This is a genomic window from Paenibacillus sp. 2TAB23 (genome assembly GCF_052115165.1).
In the GTDB taxonomy this organism is placed as follows: domain Bacteria; phylum Bacillota; class Bacilli; order Paenibacillales; family Paenibacillaceae; genus Pristimantibacillus.
The window spans coordinates 19,296-35,362 of record NZ_JBFRGD010000015.1 but is presented as its reverse complement, the minus strand read 5'-3'; the positions used below and the strand labels follow the sequence as shown (position 1 = coordinate 35,362).

13 protein-coding genes are annotated in these 16,067 nt (G+C 51.2%); 5 read left to right on the top strand and 8 right to left on the bottom strand.

Going from position 1 to position 16,067, the window contains the following annotated elements:
- Window positions 1-425: 425 nt before the first annotated feature.
- Both AB4Z29_RS20530 and AB4Z29_RS20525 read left to right on the top strand, forming a co-directional pair.
- Window positions 426-1,355: an ABC transporter ATP-binding protein gene (locus AB4Z29_RS20530; RefSeq protein WP_441944857.1), complete on the top strand. Its 930-nt coding sequence runs from the start codon at window positions 426-428 to the stop codon at window positions 1,353-1,355.
- Window positions 1,356-2,477 carry an ABC transporter permease gene (locus AB4Z29_RS20525; protein ID WP_441944856.1) on the top strand — a complete coding sequence of 374 codons (1,122 nt, stop codon included), beginning with the start codon at window positions 1,356-1,358 and terminating at the stop codon, window positions 2,475-2,477. It abuts the gene before it with no gap.
- Between the two features lie 91 nt (window positions 2,478-2,568).
- Here the strand turns inward: AB4Z29_RS20525 and AB4Z29_RS20520 are convergent, their stop codons facing one another.
- The 7 genes from AB4Z29_RS20520 to AB4Z29_RS20490 all read right to left on the bottom strand — a co-directional run bounded on the left by AB4Z29_RS20520 (window position 2,569) and on the right by AB4Z29_RS20490 (window position 12,488).
- Window positions 2,569-3,684, bottom strand: a complete 1,116-nt coding sequence (locus tag AB4Z29_RS20520; RefSeq protein WP_441944855.1) for a cation diffusion facilitator family transporter — start codon at window positions 3,682-3,684, stop codon at window positions 2,569-2,571.
- Between the two features lie 245 nt (window positions 3,685-3,929).
- Window positions 3,930-5,615, bottom strand: coding sequence for a glycerol-3-phosphate dehydrogenase/oxidase (locus AB4Z29_RS20515; protein ID WP_441944854.1), 1,686 nt, complete (start codon window positions 5,613-5,615; stop codon window positions 3,930-3,932).
- Between the two features lie 281 nt (window positions 5,616-5,896).
- Window positions 5,897-7,387 (bottom strand): glycerol kinase GlpK, encoded by a 1,491-nt coding sequence (glpK, locus tag AB4Z29_RS20510; RefSeq protein ID WP_441944967.1) that lies wholly within the window; start codon window positions 7,385-7,387, stop codon window positions 5,897-5,899.
- A gap of 19 nt (window positions 7,388-7,406) precedes the next feature.
- Window positions 7,407-7,973: a glycerol-3-phosphate responsive antiterminator gene (locus AB4Z29_RS20505; RefSeq protein WP_441944966.1), complete on the bottom strand. Its 567-nt coding sequence runs from the start codon at window positions 7,971-7,973 to the stop codon at window positions 7,407-7,409.
- A gap of 63 nt (window positions 7,974-8,036) precedes the next feature.
- Window positions 8,037-9,056 carry a LacI family DNA-binding transcriptional regulator gene (locus AB4Z29_RS20500; RefSeq protein WP_441944853.1) on the bottom strand — a complete coding sequence of 340 codons (1,020 nt, stop codon included), beginning with the start codon at window positions 9,054-9,056 and terminating at the stop codon, window positions 8,037-8,039.
- A gap of 307 nt (window positions 9,057-9,363) precedes the next feature.
- On the bottom strand, window positions 9,364-9,729 hold the full coding sequence (locus AB4Z29_RS20495) for an ArsR/SmtB family transcription factor (protein ID WP_183570261.1): 366 nt from the start codon (window positions 9,727-9,729) through the stop codon (window positions 9,364-9,366).
- 86 nt (window positions 9,730-9,815) lie between these two features.
- On the bottom strand, window positions 9,816-12,488 hold the full coding sequence (locus AB4Z29_RS20490) for a family 78 glycoside hydrolase catalytic domain (protein WP_441944852.1): 2,673 nt from the start codon (window positions 12,486-12,488) through the stop codon (window positions 9,816-9,818).
- Between the two features lie 174 nt (window positions 12,489-12,662).
- On the opposite strand from AB4Z29_RS20490, the gene AB4Z29_RS20485 reads away from it, so the two are divergent.
- The 3 genes from AB4Z29_RS20485 to AB4Z29_RS20475 are packed head-to-tail and all read left to right on the top strand — an operon-like array spanning window position 12,663 to window position 14,420.
- Window positions 12,663-13,550: a helix-turn-helix domain-containing protein gene (locus AB4Z29_RS20485; protein ID WP_441944851.1), complete on the top strand. Its 888-nt coding sequence runs from the start codon at window positions 12,663-12,665 to the stop codon at window positions 13,548-13,550.
- A gap of 16 nt (window positions 13,551-13,566) precedes the next feature.
- Window positions 13,567-13,728: a hypothetical protein gene (locus tag AB4Z29_RS20480; RefSeq protein ID WP_441944850.1), complete on the top strand. Its 162-nt coding sequence runs from the start codon at window positions 13,567-13,569 to the stop codon at window positions 13,726-13,728.
- Between the two features lie 47 nt (window positions 13,729-13,775).
- Window positions 13,776-14,420: a metal-dependent hydrolase gene (locus tag AB4Z29_RS20475; protein ID WP_441944849.1), complete on the top strand. Its 645-nt coding sequence runs from the start codon at window positions 13,776-13,778 to the stop codon at window positions 14,418-14,420.
- Window positions 14,421-14,595: 175 nt separating this feature from the next.
- On the opposite strand, the gene AB4Z29_RS20470 is transcribed toward AB4Z29_RS20475, so the two are convergent.
- The gene (locus AB4Z29_RS20470; protein WP_441944848.1) at window positions 14,596-16,035 is read right to left on the bottom strand and encodes a serine hydrolase domain-containing protein; all 1,440 of its coding nucleotides are present in this window, start codon (window positions 16,033-16,035) and stop codon (window positions 14,596-14,598) included.
- Window positions 16,036-16,067: the final 32 nt, after the last annotated feature.

The window sequence follows — 16,067 nt, the reverse complement described above, 5'->3', positions numbered from 1 at the left end:
CTTACTCCTTTGTTGGGTTATATAAGATACAACGTATTTTCTTGGAAAAATGTTACTCTTTTTACATCCATCCTCGTATAAATATTCTTTTAGCCGTATAAGCAATGCTCCATACGTCCCCCTCCTTCTTCAGGCTGAGTTTAAAGCATGCTCTGGTCCCTACTCTCATAAACTGGATACGGTTAAAATTACGTTAACTGTTCCACCATTCGGATATACTTTCGAAGCGAGTTTTGCTTCACAAAACTTAAGCGTATGCTTTCGAAGCGAGTTTTGCTTCACAAAACTTAAGCGTATGCTTTCGAAGCGAGTTTTGCTTCACAAAACTTAAGCGTATGCTTTCGAAGCGAGTTTTGCTTCACAAAACTTTAAGCGTATGCTTTCGAAGCGAGTTTTGCTTCACAAAACTTTAAGGAGGTTACATAATGCCCGTGTTAGAGGTGCGTCATTTGCGGAAAAGCTTTGGTGCGGTAAACGCAGTGGAAGACATCAGCTTCACCGTCGAGGCCGGCGAGGTGTTTACGATAATCGGACCGAACGGCGCTGGCAAGACGACTACGCTGGAAATGATCGAAGGCTTGCAGGTACCGGATAGCGGCCAGATCGAGTTCGGCGAGCTTAGCTGGGTCAAAAACAGTGACCAAATTAAAACCTCAATCGGTGTTCAGCCGCAATCAAGCGCTCTATTCGATCTGCTGACTGTTGAAGAAAACTTGGATTTGTTCGCAACCTTCTATCCGAAATCCAAGCCGGCTTCGGAGGTACTGGAGATGATCAGCCTGACCGATCAGCGGAACAAGCAGGTCCGCAAGCTCTCCGGCGGTCAGAAACAAAGGCTCGCAATCGGGCTTGCGATGATAAACGACCCGATCCTTATTTTTCTAGATGAACCGACCACAGGACTTGATCCGCAGGCTAGGCGCAACATTTGGGATATCATACTGAAGCTGAAGGCGCTCGGCAAAACGACTATTCTCACGACGCACTACATGGAGGAAGCCGAAAAGCTAAGCGACCGCGTCTGCATCGTTGACCAAGGCAAAGTCGTCACGCTCGACACGCCTGCCGCCTTAATTGACCGCCTTACGCAGGAGCGCGAGGTTAGGCTCACCTTTATCGATGGTGCCGCAGCTGCGATAGAGACCGAAAAGATTGCGCAGACTCAATCTGCCGTCGTTCGCACAAGCCGCGATGGGGATGCCCTTCAGCTATGGACAACGCAGCCTGAAGAAACCCTGTACGAGGTGTTCGGCTTTACGAAGGAGCGCGGATTCCGGGTTGAGCAGATTTCAATTCGTGAAATGAGCCTGGAAGACGTATTCATTGCCTTCACTGGGAAGGAGTGGAGAGATTAGATGAACAGTACAAAGCAGTTTTCCAAAATGTTTTCCGCTCAGATCAAAATGATGTTTCGCGAGAAACAGGTATGGTTTTGGAATATCTTTTTCCCCGTTATTCTGATGGTGCTGTTTATGGTCATATTCGGAGGCGGCTCCAGCGAAAGCTTCAAAGCCAAAATAGCAATTGTTGATTCCCAGCCGAATGCAGCCTCCGCCATGCTGTTTGAGCAACTGCAGCAAATTCCTGTATTTGAATGGGAATCCGAACAGCCGGTTACTTTAGAGGCAGGCAATAAGCTTGTCGAAAAGCAAGACATTGATGCACTCATTATTCTTCCTGAATCCGAGAGCGCAACGACGATCAAGCTCGTCGTGAACAAAGCAGACGAACAAGGGGCAACGACCCAAGCCGTCTCAGGCATACTGGATCAATTCATTCAACAGACGAATTGGACGGTTGCAGGCACAGCACCAACGTTCAGCCTCGCCAAAACCTCCATTTCCTCCGGCGCAGACGATTTGAATTATGCCGATTTCCTGTTAACGGGCATGATTGGCTTGTCTGTGGCGCAGGGCGGATTGTTCGGCATGGTCGGACTCGTTGAAATGCGCAGGAACGGCTTGATGAAAAGGCTTCGCATGACACCTGCCAGAATGGGACTTTACGGGCTTGCCGGCATGCTGGTAAAGCTGCTGCTCGGCATCGTACAGATCATTATTTTGACACTGATTGGCGTGTTCGGGTTCGGCGCAAACCTCCATATCAACATATTCAGCTTGGTTATCGCCTTCCTTGCGGGTGGATTGGTTTTTAATGCGATGGGCTACCTGTTCTCTTCGTTCAGCAAGTCGATAGAGGCCTATATGGGGATGTCGAACATCGCGAGCATGCTGATGATGTTCCTAAGCGGCGTTTTCTTCCCGCTCGAATCGCTTCCGACCTGGCTGCAGCCTGTTACGCAAATGCTGCCCCTTACCTATTTCGTCGAAGGCATGCGAGATGGACTTATTTATGACTCCGGTATCGCATCAGGCGCATTCTGGGCCGGAATCGGCGTAATGGTCATATGGGGCGTCGTTTCCTTCCTCGTAGGATCACAGGTTTACAAAGCTAAATCCGTTTCGGATGCGCAATAACATGCATATGATGCAGCAACAGCAGGCACAGCAGCTTATCGACTAAGCTGCCGTGCCTGCTGTTTTCGTCATGTTATTTTAAAAATGCAGCCTACACTTTACATTCAGAATGCTTCAGCAAAGACTTCTCTACTTGAATCGTCGTATGCTCAATGTGAAATTCATCCGCAATCTGACTGATCGCTTGCTGCAGCACAGATTGGCAATCGACGGAATCGTCTACCGTGAGATGGCAGCTTAAGGAATCAAGCCCCGAGGTAATCGTCCAAATATGCAGGTCATGCACATCTTTTACTCCCGGAATACGAAGCAGTGTCTTCTCGACTTGCTCCGCATCCACATTGGCAGGCGTACCTTCCATGAGGATATGCACCGTCGACTTAATGATGCCCCATGCACTTTTTAGAATGAGCAGCGCGACGATGACGCTAATAATCGGATCGGCAATGTACCAGGAAAATAACGACATCAGAATACCGGCAATGATCGCTCCTACTGAGCCGATTGCGTCTCCTAGCACGTGCAAATATGCGCTTCGCACATTTAAATTGTCCTTTACGTCAGCTTTCCGCATGAGGAACCAAGCACTCGCCAGATTGGCAAGCAAGCCGATCCCTGCTATGATCATCATCGTTCCGCTGGCTACAGTCGGAGGTTCGCCGAAACGTTTAATCGCCTCGACCACAATGAACGCTGCAATGACGAAAAGTGTAACCCCGTTCAGCAGCGCCGCCAATATTTCGAACCGATGAAAACCGTAGGTACGGCTGGAGGATCTCGGCCGCACTGCGAACCACATCGCAGCAAGGCTTAAAGCCAGCGCTGCTGTATCGCTCAGCATATGTCCGGAATCGGATAATAACGCGAGCGAATTCGTTACCAAGCCGCCTACAAATTCCAGCACCATAATTCCCGCCGTAATGATCAATGCGATCAGCAGGCCGGCCTTGTTGTTAGGTGCATGAGAATGCCCGTGATGGCCATGCGAGTGCCCGTGATGATGGCCATGTTGGTGACCGCTATGGCTATGTCCGGCTTGGCTGTGCTTTCCGCTTTTTAGTGACTGCTTTCCTGTTTCATCATGATTGTAGCCATGCGAATGGCTGCAGGACTCTCCCTCATGGTTATGCTCATGCAGCCCATCCCCGCTTTCATTATCCACTTTCTTTTCTTTTCCCTCATGCTCTCTGTCCGATGGATTGCTCATCTCATTCTCCCCCGTTCCCGACGCCCAGACTCGCTTAGTCTGCTTCCTAGCGGATCTTTTCATTAATACTACCCGTATCCCGATAACATATGAACATGTGCTCATATGTATTATATGTAATATATGCCTCCGTTGCAACCATTTTTGATGATTGCGATACGAATCACTCATCAAAAAGCAAAAAGAGACGCATGTCTGCGTCTCTGATTACCGTTATTACAACACGAGCATACAACCGTGAACAATTAGCTACGAAGCGGCTCAACGGCCTCTACAAGCTTCTCTTCAAGCTCTGCCGAGTAGACAGCATACTGTTCCTCGCTCCAGCCAAGCAGCTCCGCCATAGCCGACATCGCCGCTTCTTTCCACTGCTTCACATGGTCGATCCGGAAGAAAAGATCGCCGGTACGGCGAATGAAGAAATCAGCAGGCTTCACAGCCATTTCCGCTTCTATCGCGTAGCGAAGCTGAACCGCCAGCATTAACGGAAGCTTGAACGCAACCGCCCATTCAGCTGTGCTCTGCGCAAGCTTGAACAACTGATCCACGTTCGAGCCGTAACGCTCCGCCAAAAACTTCGACTCTTCTTTTGAGAAGCCGAATTTGGAGCCTTCCGCTGTTTTTTTGTTCACAAAGGACTCGAATCCGCCCGATCCGCCCAAGTCTCCGCCTGACATCGGAATCGATTTCGTATCGCCTTTGGCAAACTGCAAGCCGCTTCCTTCCTGCCCGAGCAGCTCCACCACTTTATCGACAACGGTCTCAGCCATTTTGCGGTAGCCTGTCAGCTTGCCCCCTGCAATAGAAATCAGCCCGGAATCGGATACGAAAATTTCATCGCGCCGAGAAATTTCCGAAGGCGATTTCCCTTCCTGCTGAATAAGCGGACGAAGGCCTGCCCAGCTTGATTCGACATCGCTTTCTACAAGCTTTAGCTCAGGGAACATGAAGTTGACCGCTTGCAGCAAATAAGTTCGGTCCTCCAGCGTCATGACCGGATTGACGGTGTTGCCTTTGTAATTGGTATCGGTCGTACCGAAATAGGTTTTGCCGGCGCGTGGAATCGCGAAGACCATACGGCCATCCGGTGTATCAAAGTAAACCGCTTGGCGCAGCGGAAATCTACTTTTGTCGAATACGAGATGAACGCCTTTGGTCAGACGAAGCGTTTTTCCTTTTTTTGAGCCGTCCATTTCGCGGATATCATCCACCCAAGGACCTGTCGCATTTATAATTTTGGCAGCTTTAAGCTCATATTGTGCGCCGCTGATGTTATCTTTAACCAACGCGCCGGTAATCATCCCATCATTGCCATAACTCAGCGTTTCTACCCGCGCGTAATTGACGGCCAGCGCGCCTTTTTCGACCGCTTTTTTCATGACTTCAATCGTCAGACGAGCATCGTCCGTGCGGTATTCCACATAATAGCCACCGCCCTTCAGCCCATCGCGCTTAAGCAGCGGCTCCTTCGACAGCGTATCCGCAGCGCTCAGCATCTCGCGGCGCTCTTTCCGTTTCACCCCAGCCAAAAAATCATAGACACGCAAGCCGATCGAGGTCGAGAATTTGCCGAACGTACCTCCTTTGTAAAGCGGCAGCAGCATCCATTCCGGTGTCGTTACATGCGGCCCGTTCTCGTAAACGATTGCCCGCTCTTTTCCTACCTCAGCCACGACGCCGACTTCGAATTGCTTCAAATAACGCAATCCGCCGTGAACAAGCTTCGTCGAACGGCTTGACGTTCCTGCCGCATAATCCTGCATCTCCACGAGCGCCACCTTCATGCCGCGCGCTGCAGCATCAAGCGCGATTCCCGCACCAGTTATCCCGCCGCCGATTACCAGGACATCTATTTGTGATTCCTGCATGTGCTCCAATACCTGCTCACGATTTTGCGCGGCAAAATCCCCATTACCGAGTTTGCTTTTCATTCTAATTTCCTCCTAGTTCTCATGCATCTATTGTTCTGCGATAACCCCATCGCTACTCGCGAATTAATGAATTTAATAAGAAGAAACGCCTGACGGCGTCCTTTCAATAGACGCCATCGTTTCAGCGAAACGTATAGAGTAAGGATGAGCAAACCCATATTTTTCCTATACGTCAAAAAAACCACTCAAACCGCTTCCTGCCCCGAAAAAGGGTATGGAAGCGGTCTTCGTGGTTTCTCCTGATCTCCAACCGTTATTAACTTAGCCGTAGTATACCATAATTATTGCGCAAAAGCCATGGCCGCTTTCACCGCGCGATGCCAGCCTCCGTATAGCTCAGCTCGCCGCTCCTCTTCCATTTCGGGCTCGAACACGCGATCAACCTGTCTAAGCCCCGCCAGCTCCTCACGGCTTTCCCAGAAGCCTACCGCAAGCCCGGCCAAATAAGCGGCGCCTAACGCGGTTGACTCATTAATAACGGGACGTTCAACCGGCACGCCGAGCAGATCGCTCTGGAACTGCATCAGCAAATTGTTATTCACCGCTCCTCCGTCCACCGACAGCGATTGCAGCGGCAGACCCGACTCCTCCTCCATCACGGAGAGAACATCTTTTGTCTGATAGGCCAACGACTCGAGCACCGCCCTAACGAAATGTGCTTTGGTCGTACCGCGAGTCAGGCCAAATGCCGCTCCTCTAACATCACTATTCCAATAAGGCGTTCCAAGTCCGACGAAGGCAGGAACGATATATACGCCGTCCGTCGATTCAACCTGCCCCGCCAGCCCTTCGGTTTCCGTCGCCGATTCGATTAATTCCAGGCCGTCGCGCAGCCACTGGATGGCCGCACCTGCGACAAAAACGCTGCCCTCAAGCGCATACTCCAGCTTGCCGTCGATTTCCCAAGCAATCGTCGTAAGCAGCCCTTTTTCGGATACGATCGCTTTGGTTCCCGTATTCATCAGCATGAAACAGCCTGTTCCATAGGTGTTTTTGGTGCTGCCTTCTTCATAGGCATTCTGGCCGAATAAAGCAGCCTGCTGATCCCCAGCTGCTCCTGCTACCGGAATGCAGCAGCCGAACAGCTTCTCATCCATTTGTCCGTATACCTCTGATGATGAGCGCACGTCAGGGAGCATTTCTTTCGGAACCTGCAAAATGCTTAACAGCTCCTCATCCCAGCTCCGCTCATGAATGTTGAACATAAGCGTCCTAGCGGCGTTGGATACATCCGTCACATGTACTGCTCCGCCTGTCAGGTTCCAAATAAGCCAGGTATCGATCGTACCGAACAGCAGCTCGCCCTTCTCCGCACGCTCTCGCGCTCCTTCCACCTGCTCCAGCAGCCAGTGCACCTTCGTGCCTGAGAAATAAGCGTCGATAAGCAAGCCTGTTTTTTCATGAAACGTTTGGGCATATCCTTCCTGCTTCAGCCTGTCGCTAATGGCTGCCGTTTGACGTGATTGCCATACGATAGCGTTGTAGACCGGTTCCCCCGTTGCTTTGTCCCATACCACCGTCGTCTCCCGCTGGTTCGTAATCCCTATGCCCGCAATCTGATCGGCAGATACGCCTGTTTTGTCCAATACCTCGGCAATGACCTTCTTCGTGGATTCCCATATAAACAGGGCATCCGCCTCAACCCATCCGGCATGTGGATAAGTGAGCGGCAGCTCTTCGCGAGCCATGCTGACGATGGTGCCGCTGCGATCGATGAGCAGCGCTCTTGTGCTAGTTGTCCCCTGATCAAGCGACAGCATATAGGTTTTCATCATTATTCCTCCTTCACCATTACGGTTGGGTTTCCTCTGCTGCTCTCCAAAGCTCCTTGCGCGATGTCGTTATCGCTGAAGCCCCTGCATCCAGCGCTTGCTTGACATGCTCCTGCGTTCGAATTAAGCCTCCTGCAATGATCGGAATGCCGCTCCGCTCCTTAACCTCACGCATAATATCAGGGATCACACCCGGTAATACTTCAATAAAATCAGGACGGTTTTTATCGAGCACCGTATAGCTCCGCTCCAGCGCATCCGAATCAATGAGAAAAAGCCTCTGAATTGCGATAAGACCATTTTGCTTGGTCCGTCCAATTACGCTGGAACGAGTCGAAATAAGGCCTGCCGGCCGTATCGATTGGCATAGAAACTCCGCCGCGTATTCATCGTTTTTCAGACCGTCGATCAAATCGGCATGCAGCAGCACTTTTTTGCCATGCTGGCTGGCCAAATCGACAATGTTTTTTATTTGTCCCAAATGTCCGCCCAGCAGTACCATATATGAAAAAGGGGAGGCAAGAACGGCCTCCACATCCTTCAGCTTATGGACTGCCGGCAGCAATGTTTGTCCGTTCAACTGCAATGACAAAGCCTGCCACCTCCACTCTTTGTCTGGAGCCTCTTCAAACTAATAGCAGTGAAACAGCTATTTCCTCACAAGCTGTCCGCTGCTCTCGCGTACTTGAATGCAAGTCGGCAATACGATTTTTTTGGCGATTTCGCGTTTGGCGGCAAGCCGATCTGTCAGCAGCTCAACCGCGGTCTCACCCATATGCTCCATGTGGACCTTGACTGTCGTCAGCGGCGGCTGCAAAAAAGCCGAGATGGCGATATCGTTATAGCCAACGATAGATATGTCTTCAGGCACCTTCAGGCTCGCTTCATGCAGGGCGCGGAGAGCGCCTACTGCCATCGAATCATTTTCGATAAAAAAGGCTGTGGGAAGCTTCTCTTGGGCAATCGCCTGCTTCATCAGCTTGTAGCCATCCTCGGAATAGAGATTCTCTCCCGTATAGACCAGCTTCGGATCGAACAGCCCTTGAGCGGTAAGCCGCTCCATGAAAACAAGCTCACGCTCATCCCGCACCCGCTTCTGATTGACCATATTATGCCCTCCAATATACCCGATAGACGTATGGCCAAGTCCCGTCAGATAATCGAGCACCTCCGAAACGGACTTGCGAAGGTCGATTACAACCGAGTCGAACCGATTATCGTCAGGCGAAGAATCGACAAATACGATATTGTCCAAGCCTCCCGGAAATATTGCGATATCTTCCTTCTCGAACCTGCCAATCGCAATGATGCCGTCGAATGCTTCACCGGTCCACTCTTTCCCGTCCGGCTCACCGTGCAAAAACAGCTTAACCAGGTCGATCTGGCGTTGAAAGCACTCACGCTCAATGCCAAGCCTAATCGCCATATAATACGGATCCAGCATCTCTTCCTGATCCGAATACCAGTTGACTAGCCCGACCCGGTAACGATCCTTGACCGCCACACCATTGCGCTGCCGCAGCGTCTTGTAGTTCAGCTGCTGCGCCGCTTCAAATATGCGCTTGCGCGTCTCGTCCGCAACGGAGATGCCGGGGTCATAATTAAGCACCCGTGACACCGTCGCAATCGAAACCTTAGCTTTCTGAGCAATATCTTTAATCGTAGCCATACTCCCGTTCCTTCCCGTAACCGCCTCATTACATTCAATATGCCAGATTATGTGCGCGTTTACAATAGAACGACAACGTTTGGCAGACTGTTTCGCGGGTCTATTCCTATAATAAATTGAAACTCATAGATGTATGACGCAGCATGGCTGTATGCAGGCTATCCTTGAAGCCCAAGTAAAATTATACTTTATTTTTAGTAAAAATAAAGTGCTGATTTCCATTTCTTTTACCTACACTCGTTTATAAAATAAATAAAAGACTGCCCCGACAKGTAAATACCCTGTAGAGCAGTCTCACTTCAACCCATTATTCATGCTTCAAATGCTGAAGCGTTAGTAAAAATATTTGCTCCACATGATCATCGTCTAGCGAATAAAAGACGGTCTTGCCGACCTTCCTCCGCTTTACGATCCGCATATTCCGAAGCAGCCGCAGTTGATGGGAAACCGCAGATTGCCCCATGGAGAGCACCTGAGTCAGATCATGTACGCAAAGCTCTGATTGCACGAGAGCATGTATCATCTTCACCCGTGTCGGATCGCCAAGCGCCTTGAACAGGTCTGCCAGCTCGCCAGCTGTTGTTTCCGGTATCAATTTGCTTCTTACGCTCTCTATATTTTCTTCCGAGCCTGCGCATGAATCATCGCATGCCGCGGTAACCTGATTATCCATTATCATCCCACCAGCCCTATTTGTCCTAAAGCACATTATAACATGTTTCGGGTGGCTGGGTGAGTCCTCTTCGCTCGTCTATCCGATTACGCTTCTTTCAACCATTCAAATCGGTAGCTGCCTGAACCGGCATCAATGACAACGCCCGTCTCCGACTGAGAAACGGTTAGTACGCCTGCCGAATCTTGTAGCCTCGTTCCACTTTCGGTTACGATCTCCTGATCATACGCCGATGGCAGCTTGATTAAAGCCGTTGTATTCGCCGGAATCGTTACTTCCAGCGAATAGGCTCCGTCTCCTGCTCTTTCCCATCTCGAACGAAGTTCGCCATATTGTGTTTCAAGGATGCCTTCCGCCCAATCAAGCCCATCACCCGGCTGCGGAGCAATGACGCTCCGTTTATAGCCAGGCGCTTCCTCCGTCGTTTGAATGCCAGCCGCTACCCGGTACATCCAATCTCCGATCGCGCCATAAGCATAGTGATTGAACGAATTCATATCCTTGCTCCAGAAGCTTCCATCCTCCTTGATTCCGTCCCAATGCTCCCAGATCGTCGTCGCGCCTTTCGTTACCGGATACAGCCAGGATGGATAGGATTGCTGGAGCAACAGCTTATAAGCCGCCGCGTTCTGACCGAAAGCGCTAAGCACATGATTTAAATACGGCGTCCCTACAAAACCGGTCGTAAGATGGAAGTCACTTTGCTCCAGCAGCTCGGCAAGCTTGGCAATCGCGCGCTGTTCTCCCTTCTCATCCAGCAGGCCGAACATTAAGACGAGTACCTGCGCCGTTTGCGTAGGCACAGCAAGCCTTCCTGAGGCTGTGACGAATTCCGCACGGAACGCAGCCACAATCTGATCGTACAGCAATTTGTATTCGGCAGCTTCTTCCATTCGGCCAATCAGCACGGCTGTCTTCTGCACGATTGATACCGAATAAGCGTAGAACGCCGTTGCAATGAGATCACGGTCCGTTGCTCCGATGTAATCGCCGGATTTGGCATCGAGCCCCAGCCAATCGCCAAAGTGGAAGCCCGTATTCCACAAAAATTCATTCTCGCCTTGCCGGCGAATGTATTTGACCCAAGCGGTCATGCTGTCGAATTGCTCGGCTAGAATTCGCTTGTCGCCGTAGCACACATACAGCGTCCATGGACAAATAACGGCCGCGTCTCCCCATGCAGCCGACGAGCGCTCATGATCCTTCAAGACATGGGGCACAACGAACGGAACCCCGCCTTCCTCGGTCTGATCTGCCTCTAAGTCCCGCAGCCATTTCGTAAAAAAGGGAGCAACGTTCGTCAAGTAGGAGGCTGTCTGGATAAACATCTGCGCATCGCCCGTCCAGCCCAATCGTTCGTCCCTTTGCGGACAGTCGGTCGGCACATCGAGGAAGTTGCCCTTGAGGCCCCACTTGATATTATGCTGGAGCTGATTGACCAGCGGCTCCGAGCATGCGAATTGGCCGGTTTCCTCCATGTCCGAATGAAGGACTACGCCAGTGAAATCCTCCATCTGAAGCTCTTCGGGAAAGCCAACAAGCTGGACGTACCGAAAGCCTTGAAACGTAAATCGGGGCTCATACATCTCTTTCGTGCCGCCTTTAAGCACGTAACGAATGCATTGCTTCGCCGAACGAAGGTTTTCGGTATAGAAGTTCCCTTCATGATCCAGCACCTCGGCATGCAGCAGCGAAACCTCGGTACCTGCCGTGCCCTCGACCGAGAATCGCACCCAGCCGACCATATTTTGGCCAAAGTCGAGCACGCGCTCTCCCTTCGGCGTCGTAATGAAAGCCAGAGGCTTCAGCTGCTCCTGCTTGCGAACGGGTTCATTGATCTGAGGCTTCAATATCTCCTTCGAATGCTGTACGATTTCGACCGCGTGCCAGTCGTTGCCAGCCTCGTTATAACCGGCAGTGCTCCAGCCATCCCGCTCGAGGCGCGCATCATACGTTTCGCCGTGATAAATTTCGGATGCCTGAATCGGTCCGACTGCAGCGGTCCAGCTGTCATCCGAAACGATTCGCTCTTCCTTCCCGTCGGAATAAACGATCCGCAGCTCCAGCAGCAGCGCCAAGCGGTCGCCATACAGACGGTTTTGCTCACCCCAGCCCAAATACCCCTTGTACCATCCATTGCCAAGCCACGCGCCGATCGCATTGCCGCCTGCTGCAAGCAGCTCGGTAACATCATAGGTCTGAGTCTGAAGCGCATGGCCGTAGCTGGTCCAGCCTGGCGTAAAATAACTATCGCCTACCCGATGGCCGTTCAGCTCCAGCTCATATATGCCAAGCGCCGTCGCATACAGTCTCGCCTCCTTTACCGTCCCGGAAAGCTCAAAGCTTTTTCTCAGAAGCGGCAGCGGTTCAGCCTGAGCAGGAAGCAGCTCGAGCGGCGCAGCAATCCAATCCGCCGACCATTCCTCCGAATGGAGCAGCCCCATCTCCCAATAGCCTGCTTCCGACCACGGCGATAGCTCATCCTTATGATTCCAAGCACGCACATGATAGTAGTAGCGCTTACAAGATTCTGCTAGAGGGAAATCCAGCTCTACCAGTACCGACTGGCTCGACTCCACACGACCCGACTGCCAGATTAAACGGGTGAAATCCTTTTCTTCCGCAAGCTCAATCTCATAGGCGCTCTGACTTGTCCCCCGCTCCGCAGCTTCCAGCTTCCAGCTCAGCCTCGGGCTTGCCGTACCGATACCGACCGGGTTTTTCTGATATTCGACTCTCGTATCTTTAACGATAAACATATTCGAATCCTCCCTGTATTCATTTTTGCGTGTTCGCCTTCCTTGCTTTGCTGCTTTCCTCTATAATTATAAAAAAGCACAGTCATCTATTTGCAGGCAAAACGGACAATATGATGGGGTATTTCGGACAGCTTTAGAGGCCGAACAATAAATAGGATAGGGAGCGCTTGCAGGATGAACCATCCTTTAGAAACGTACCGCGGCGAGCACTATTTCCAGAACAACCAGCTGCTTTATATTAATCGGGCTGCCGAGAGCATAATGAGTCCTTATCATGACCATGACTTTCTCGAATGCGTATATATAACGGAAGGTGAAGGGTATCATCATATCGGTGATCAAGTGCATAAGGTGCGAAAAGGACAGGTGTTTTTCATCCCGATCGGCATATCTCATGTATTCAGGCCGCTTTCCTCTAGCAAAACAAACAATCCGTTAAGCGTGTTCAACTGCGTCTTTTCACCGCTGCTTCTGCATAAGCTGAGTGCGTTCGCTTCCGATTACCGCAGCATGCAGTTCATTGCGGATATGGAAGGCGGAAGATGTCCCTATTATTCCTGCATGGATACCAATGACCAATACGAGAAGCTTTTTCTAGCCATGCACCGTGAGTTTGAGCTTCCGCGTACCGGCTCGGCGGATTACTTGCATTCCCTGCTGCTGCAGCTGCTCATTATGCTTCAGCGCTCGATGGAGGACAGCAGCCCTGCGCCTGCGCCGCGTCAAACGGCTTTCAGCCTGCTTCTCAATGAGCTTGACCAGCATTACGGCGAGGAGCTTACGCTCACAAAGCTTGCCATGGCAAGCGGCTGGAGCGAGCGCCATCTGCAGCGCCTTTTCCTGCAATATACGAAGCAGAGCTTTCATCGTTATCTCCAAAATGTCCGGATTCAAAAAAGCCAGGAGCTGCTGCGCGGATCTACCCTCAAAATCAGCACGATCGCCGAGATGGTAGGCTACAAGGACATCCACTCCTTCAATGCCTTGTTCAAAAGGTGCACCGGAATGACGCCAAGCGTCTATCGCAAAGAATCGACTGCGGCCGAGAGCCCTGTCAGTTAGGAGGCTGCATGCCCGCATGTTTACACTGAAAGAAAAGCTCTATCTGCTCGAACTGCTCAAGCAGCAAAACCGGAAACGCTTATTCGGATTCCGCAAAAAGAATCCTTCGCATGACCGGCTCGTTGAGAAGCTGGAGCAAATGGTGCGCAATGAACAAGTCAATCGCGAGCAATTATAATCATCCGCTGCATCCGTTCGCAATCATCGTCAGTCACAGGAGGCATTATGACAGGAAAGACCCATCTTGCAATCGGAGCCGCCGTGGGCGCGGCCGCATCCGTGTGTTATCCCTTTACGTTGGAACATGCCGCTTTATACATCGCCGTAGCCGGATTCTCCGCCTTATGCGCAGATCTTGACGGTCCAAGCATGTTGAGCACCAAGCTCAGCAAATTATCCAAGCTCATCCGCGAGCTCACCCTTTGGTCTGGCTTCTTGCTTGCAGGCATCGTCTGCTATTATTATTTCACCGACCGTAGTCCTTCGGCTGTTTACATCGGCGTTGCCGCTGCGATGTTCCTGCTCGGCCTGATTGCCAAGCAAGGCATCATTCGGAATGTGCTTGCCAGCGTCGTAGGCTGCATCGTCATGTATGCCGGTTATTACTATCAGATGAACTGGCTGATTGGATTCGGATTATTTGCCGCATGGGTGCCGTGGCTTAAGCACCGCGGCATGACTCACACGGTATGGGCGGTTCCCATCTGGGGAGCGATCGGCTGGGGACTCGAGAACCAGCTGCAAATCGAAGGCGTTGCAATCGTGGCCATGCTCGGCTATTTATCCCACCTTGTTGCGGATACCCTTACGCCGAGCGGCGTGAAATGGCTTTATCCGCTAACGAAGAAATCATTCAAAATAAAGCTGTAGCTCTTCTATAAGAAATGGCTTTGCCGTCCTCTGCAAGAGGAGGGTATCCGTTTCTCGTAGAATTAGAAGAATACTTATCGCGTGAAACTTATAAAGTCTGATATTTACAAAAGGCGCAAGCAAGAGGCTGTCTAGCCGCTGCTTGCGCCTTTCGAATGAAGCATGATGAGTTGGACTAGACGGTACCCGTCAGCTGTCCCCGAATGACATTGGAAGCCGACAGTACGTTTGAGAGCTGGCTCCATACGAGAGCATCCTCTTTAAATACAATTTGGCTCGTATAAGCAAAAGGCGTTTCAATCAGCCTCATCGTGAGCTCAAGCGTGTCCTCCTGCAGCCAGGTAAAGCTTGCAGCGATCCGTTTCTCCTCCTTCTGAAAAAAGCTCGTCTTTCCTTCCACCCACTCGCCTCGTCCGAGGTTAATCGTATAATCGTTTTCCAATTTCCTTATTGCGATGCTTGCTTGATTCCCTGCAAAGGATATTACAACCTTGTTCCAATGCTCGTTATTGTCTTCAAAGCTATAGGCGCTGCCCGAAATCGTTTCTTCCAGCCGCGAATTCATCTGAAGCTGAGGTATGGGAAGAGTCAGACTCTTCAGCTCCGCTGCAAGCTTCGCTTGTGCTCTCTCATCTGGAGATAGCGGCTCCTGCTCCATTGCGGGCAGCAAATGATCCCAAACGGCATCCATGACACCCTGTAGATCGTTCGTGCCGCTTGTCATGGCCAACACCGCATCGTGCTCTGGCATCACGATGCAAAATTGCCCAAACGCTCCGTCGCCGCGGTACAGTCCATGCCTGCATCGCCAGAACTGATAGCCGTAGCCTTGTGCCCAATCGCTTGCCCCGCCGTCTCCGTTAGCGATTTGCTTGGACGTTGCTTCATCAATCCAAGCCTCAGACAAAAGCCGCTGACTATTCCAAACACCTCTCTGCAAGTAGAGCTGCCCGAACTTAGCGATATCCTCCGTCGTTATGCTCAGCCCCCAGCCGCCGATCTGAATGCCGCGAGGGCATGTTTCCCAAGTAGCTCCTTCAATACCGAGTGGTTCTAATAAACGCGGCTGTAAATAGTCGAGCAGCGTCTGGCCGGTTACCTTCTGAAGAATGGCAGCCAGCATATACGTAGCTCCGCTGTTATAGACAAAATGTGTACCTGGCTCATGCTCGACAGGCACTTGGAGAAACGCCTTGACCCAGTTCCCGTCCGCGCTCTGATGCAACCCCTCCGTTGTATCCAGCGCATGGCCTGTTCCCATCATCAGCAAATGCCGTATGCGCATAGATGCCAGATTCGGCCCTGCTTCCTCCGGAGCGTCCGCTGGGAAAAACGAGATGACCTCATCGTCCAACGACAGCTTCCCTTCGGCAGAGGCAAAGCCAATCGCCGTTGAAGTGAAGCTTTTGCTGAGAGAAAACAGCATATGCGGAATATCCGGCGCATAAGGAGCCCACCAGCCCTCCGCTGCCACCCGTCCGTGTCTGAGCAGCATGAGGCTGTGCACCTCCAATTGGCGTTCTTTTATCGCATTTAGAAACGCAGTCACAGCTGTAGAAGAAATACCTTGTTCCTCCGGCTGGCTTCTTGGCAAATGAAAAGTCGTCTGTTCCATCCTTCATTCCTCCTTCATACCCATAATTTACT

Bases quoted from the DNA above. Each gene is read 5' to 3' on its own strand.
- AB4Z29_RS20525 (WP_441944856.1), top strand. From the start codon at position 1,356: ATGAACAGTACAAAGCAGTTTTCCAAAATGTTTTCCGCTCAGATCAAA.
- AB4Z29_RS20500 (WP_441944853.1), bottom strand. From the start codon at position 9,056: ATGGCTACGATTAAAGATATTGCTCAGAAAGCTAAGGTTTCGATTGCG.
- AB4Z29_RS20475 (WP_441944849.1), top strand. From the start codon at position 13,776: ATGACAGGAAAGACCCATCTTGCAATCGGAGCCGCCGTGGGCGCGGCC.
- glpK (WP_441944967.1), bottom strand. From the start codon at position 7,387: ATGAAAACCTATATGCTGTCGCTTGATCAGGGGACAACTAGCACAAGA.
- AB4Z29_RS20470 (WP_441944848.1), bottom strand. From the start codon at position 16,035: ATGGAACAGACGACTTTTCATTTGCCAAGAAGCCAGCCGGAGGAACAA.
- AB4Z29_RS20520 (WP_441944855.1), bottom strand. From the start codon at position 3,684: ATGAGCAATCCATCGGACAGAGAGCATGAGGGAAAAGAAAAGAAAGTG.
- AB4Z29_RS20490 (WP_441944852.1), bottom strand. From the start codon at position 12,488: ATGTTTATCGTTAAAGATACGAGAGTCGAATATCAGAAAAACCCGGTC.
- AB4Z29_RS20515 (WP_441944854.1), bottom strand. From the start codon at position 5,615: ATGAAAAGCAAACTCGGTAATGGGGATTTTGCCGCGCAAAATCGTGAG.
- AB4Z29_RS20530 (WP_441944857.1), top strand. From the start codon at position 426: ATGCCCGTGTTAGAGGTGCGTCATTTGCGGAAAAGCTTTGGTGCGGTA.
- AB4Z29_RS20480 (WP_441944850.1), top strand. From the start codon at position 13,567: ATGTTTACACTGAAAGAAAAGCTCTATCTGCTCGAACTGCTCAAGCAG.
- AB4Z29_RS20485 (WP_441944851.1), top strand. From the start codon at position 12,663: ATGAACCATCCTTTAGAAACGTACCGCGGCGAGCACTATTTCCAGAAC.
- AB4Z29_RS20495 (WP_183570261.1), bottom strand. From the start codon at position 9,729: ATGGATAATCAGGTTACCGCGGCATGCGATGATTCATGCGCAGGCTCG.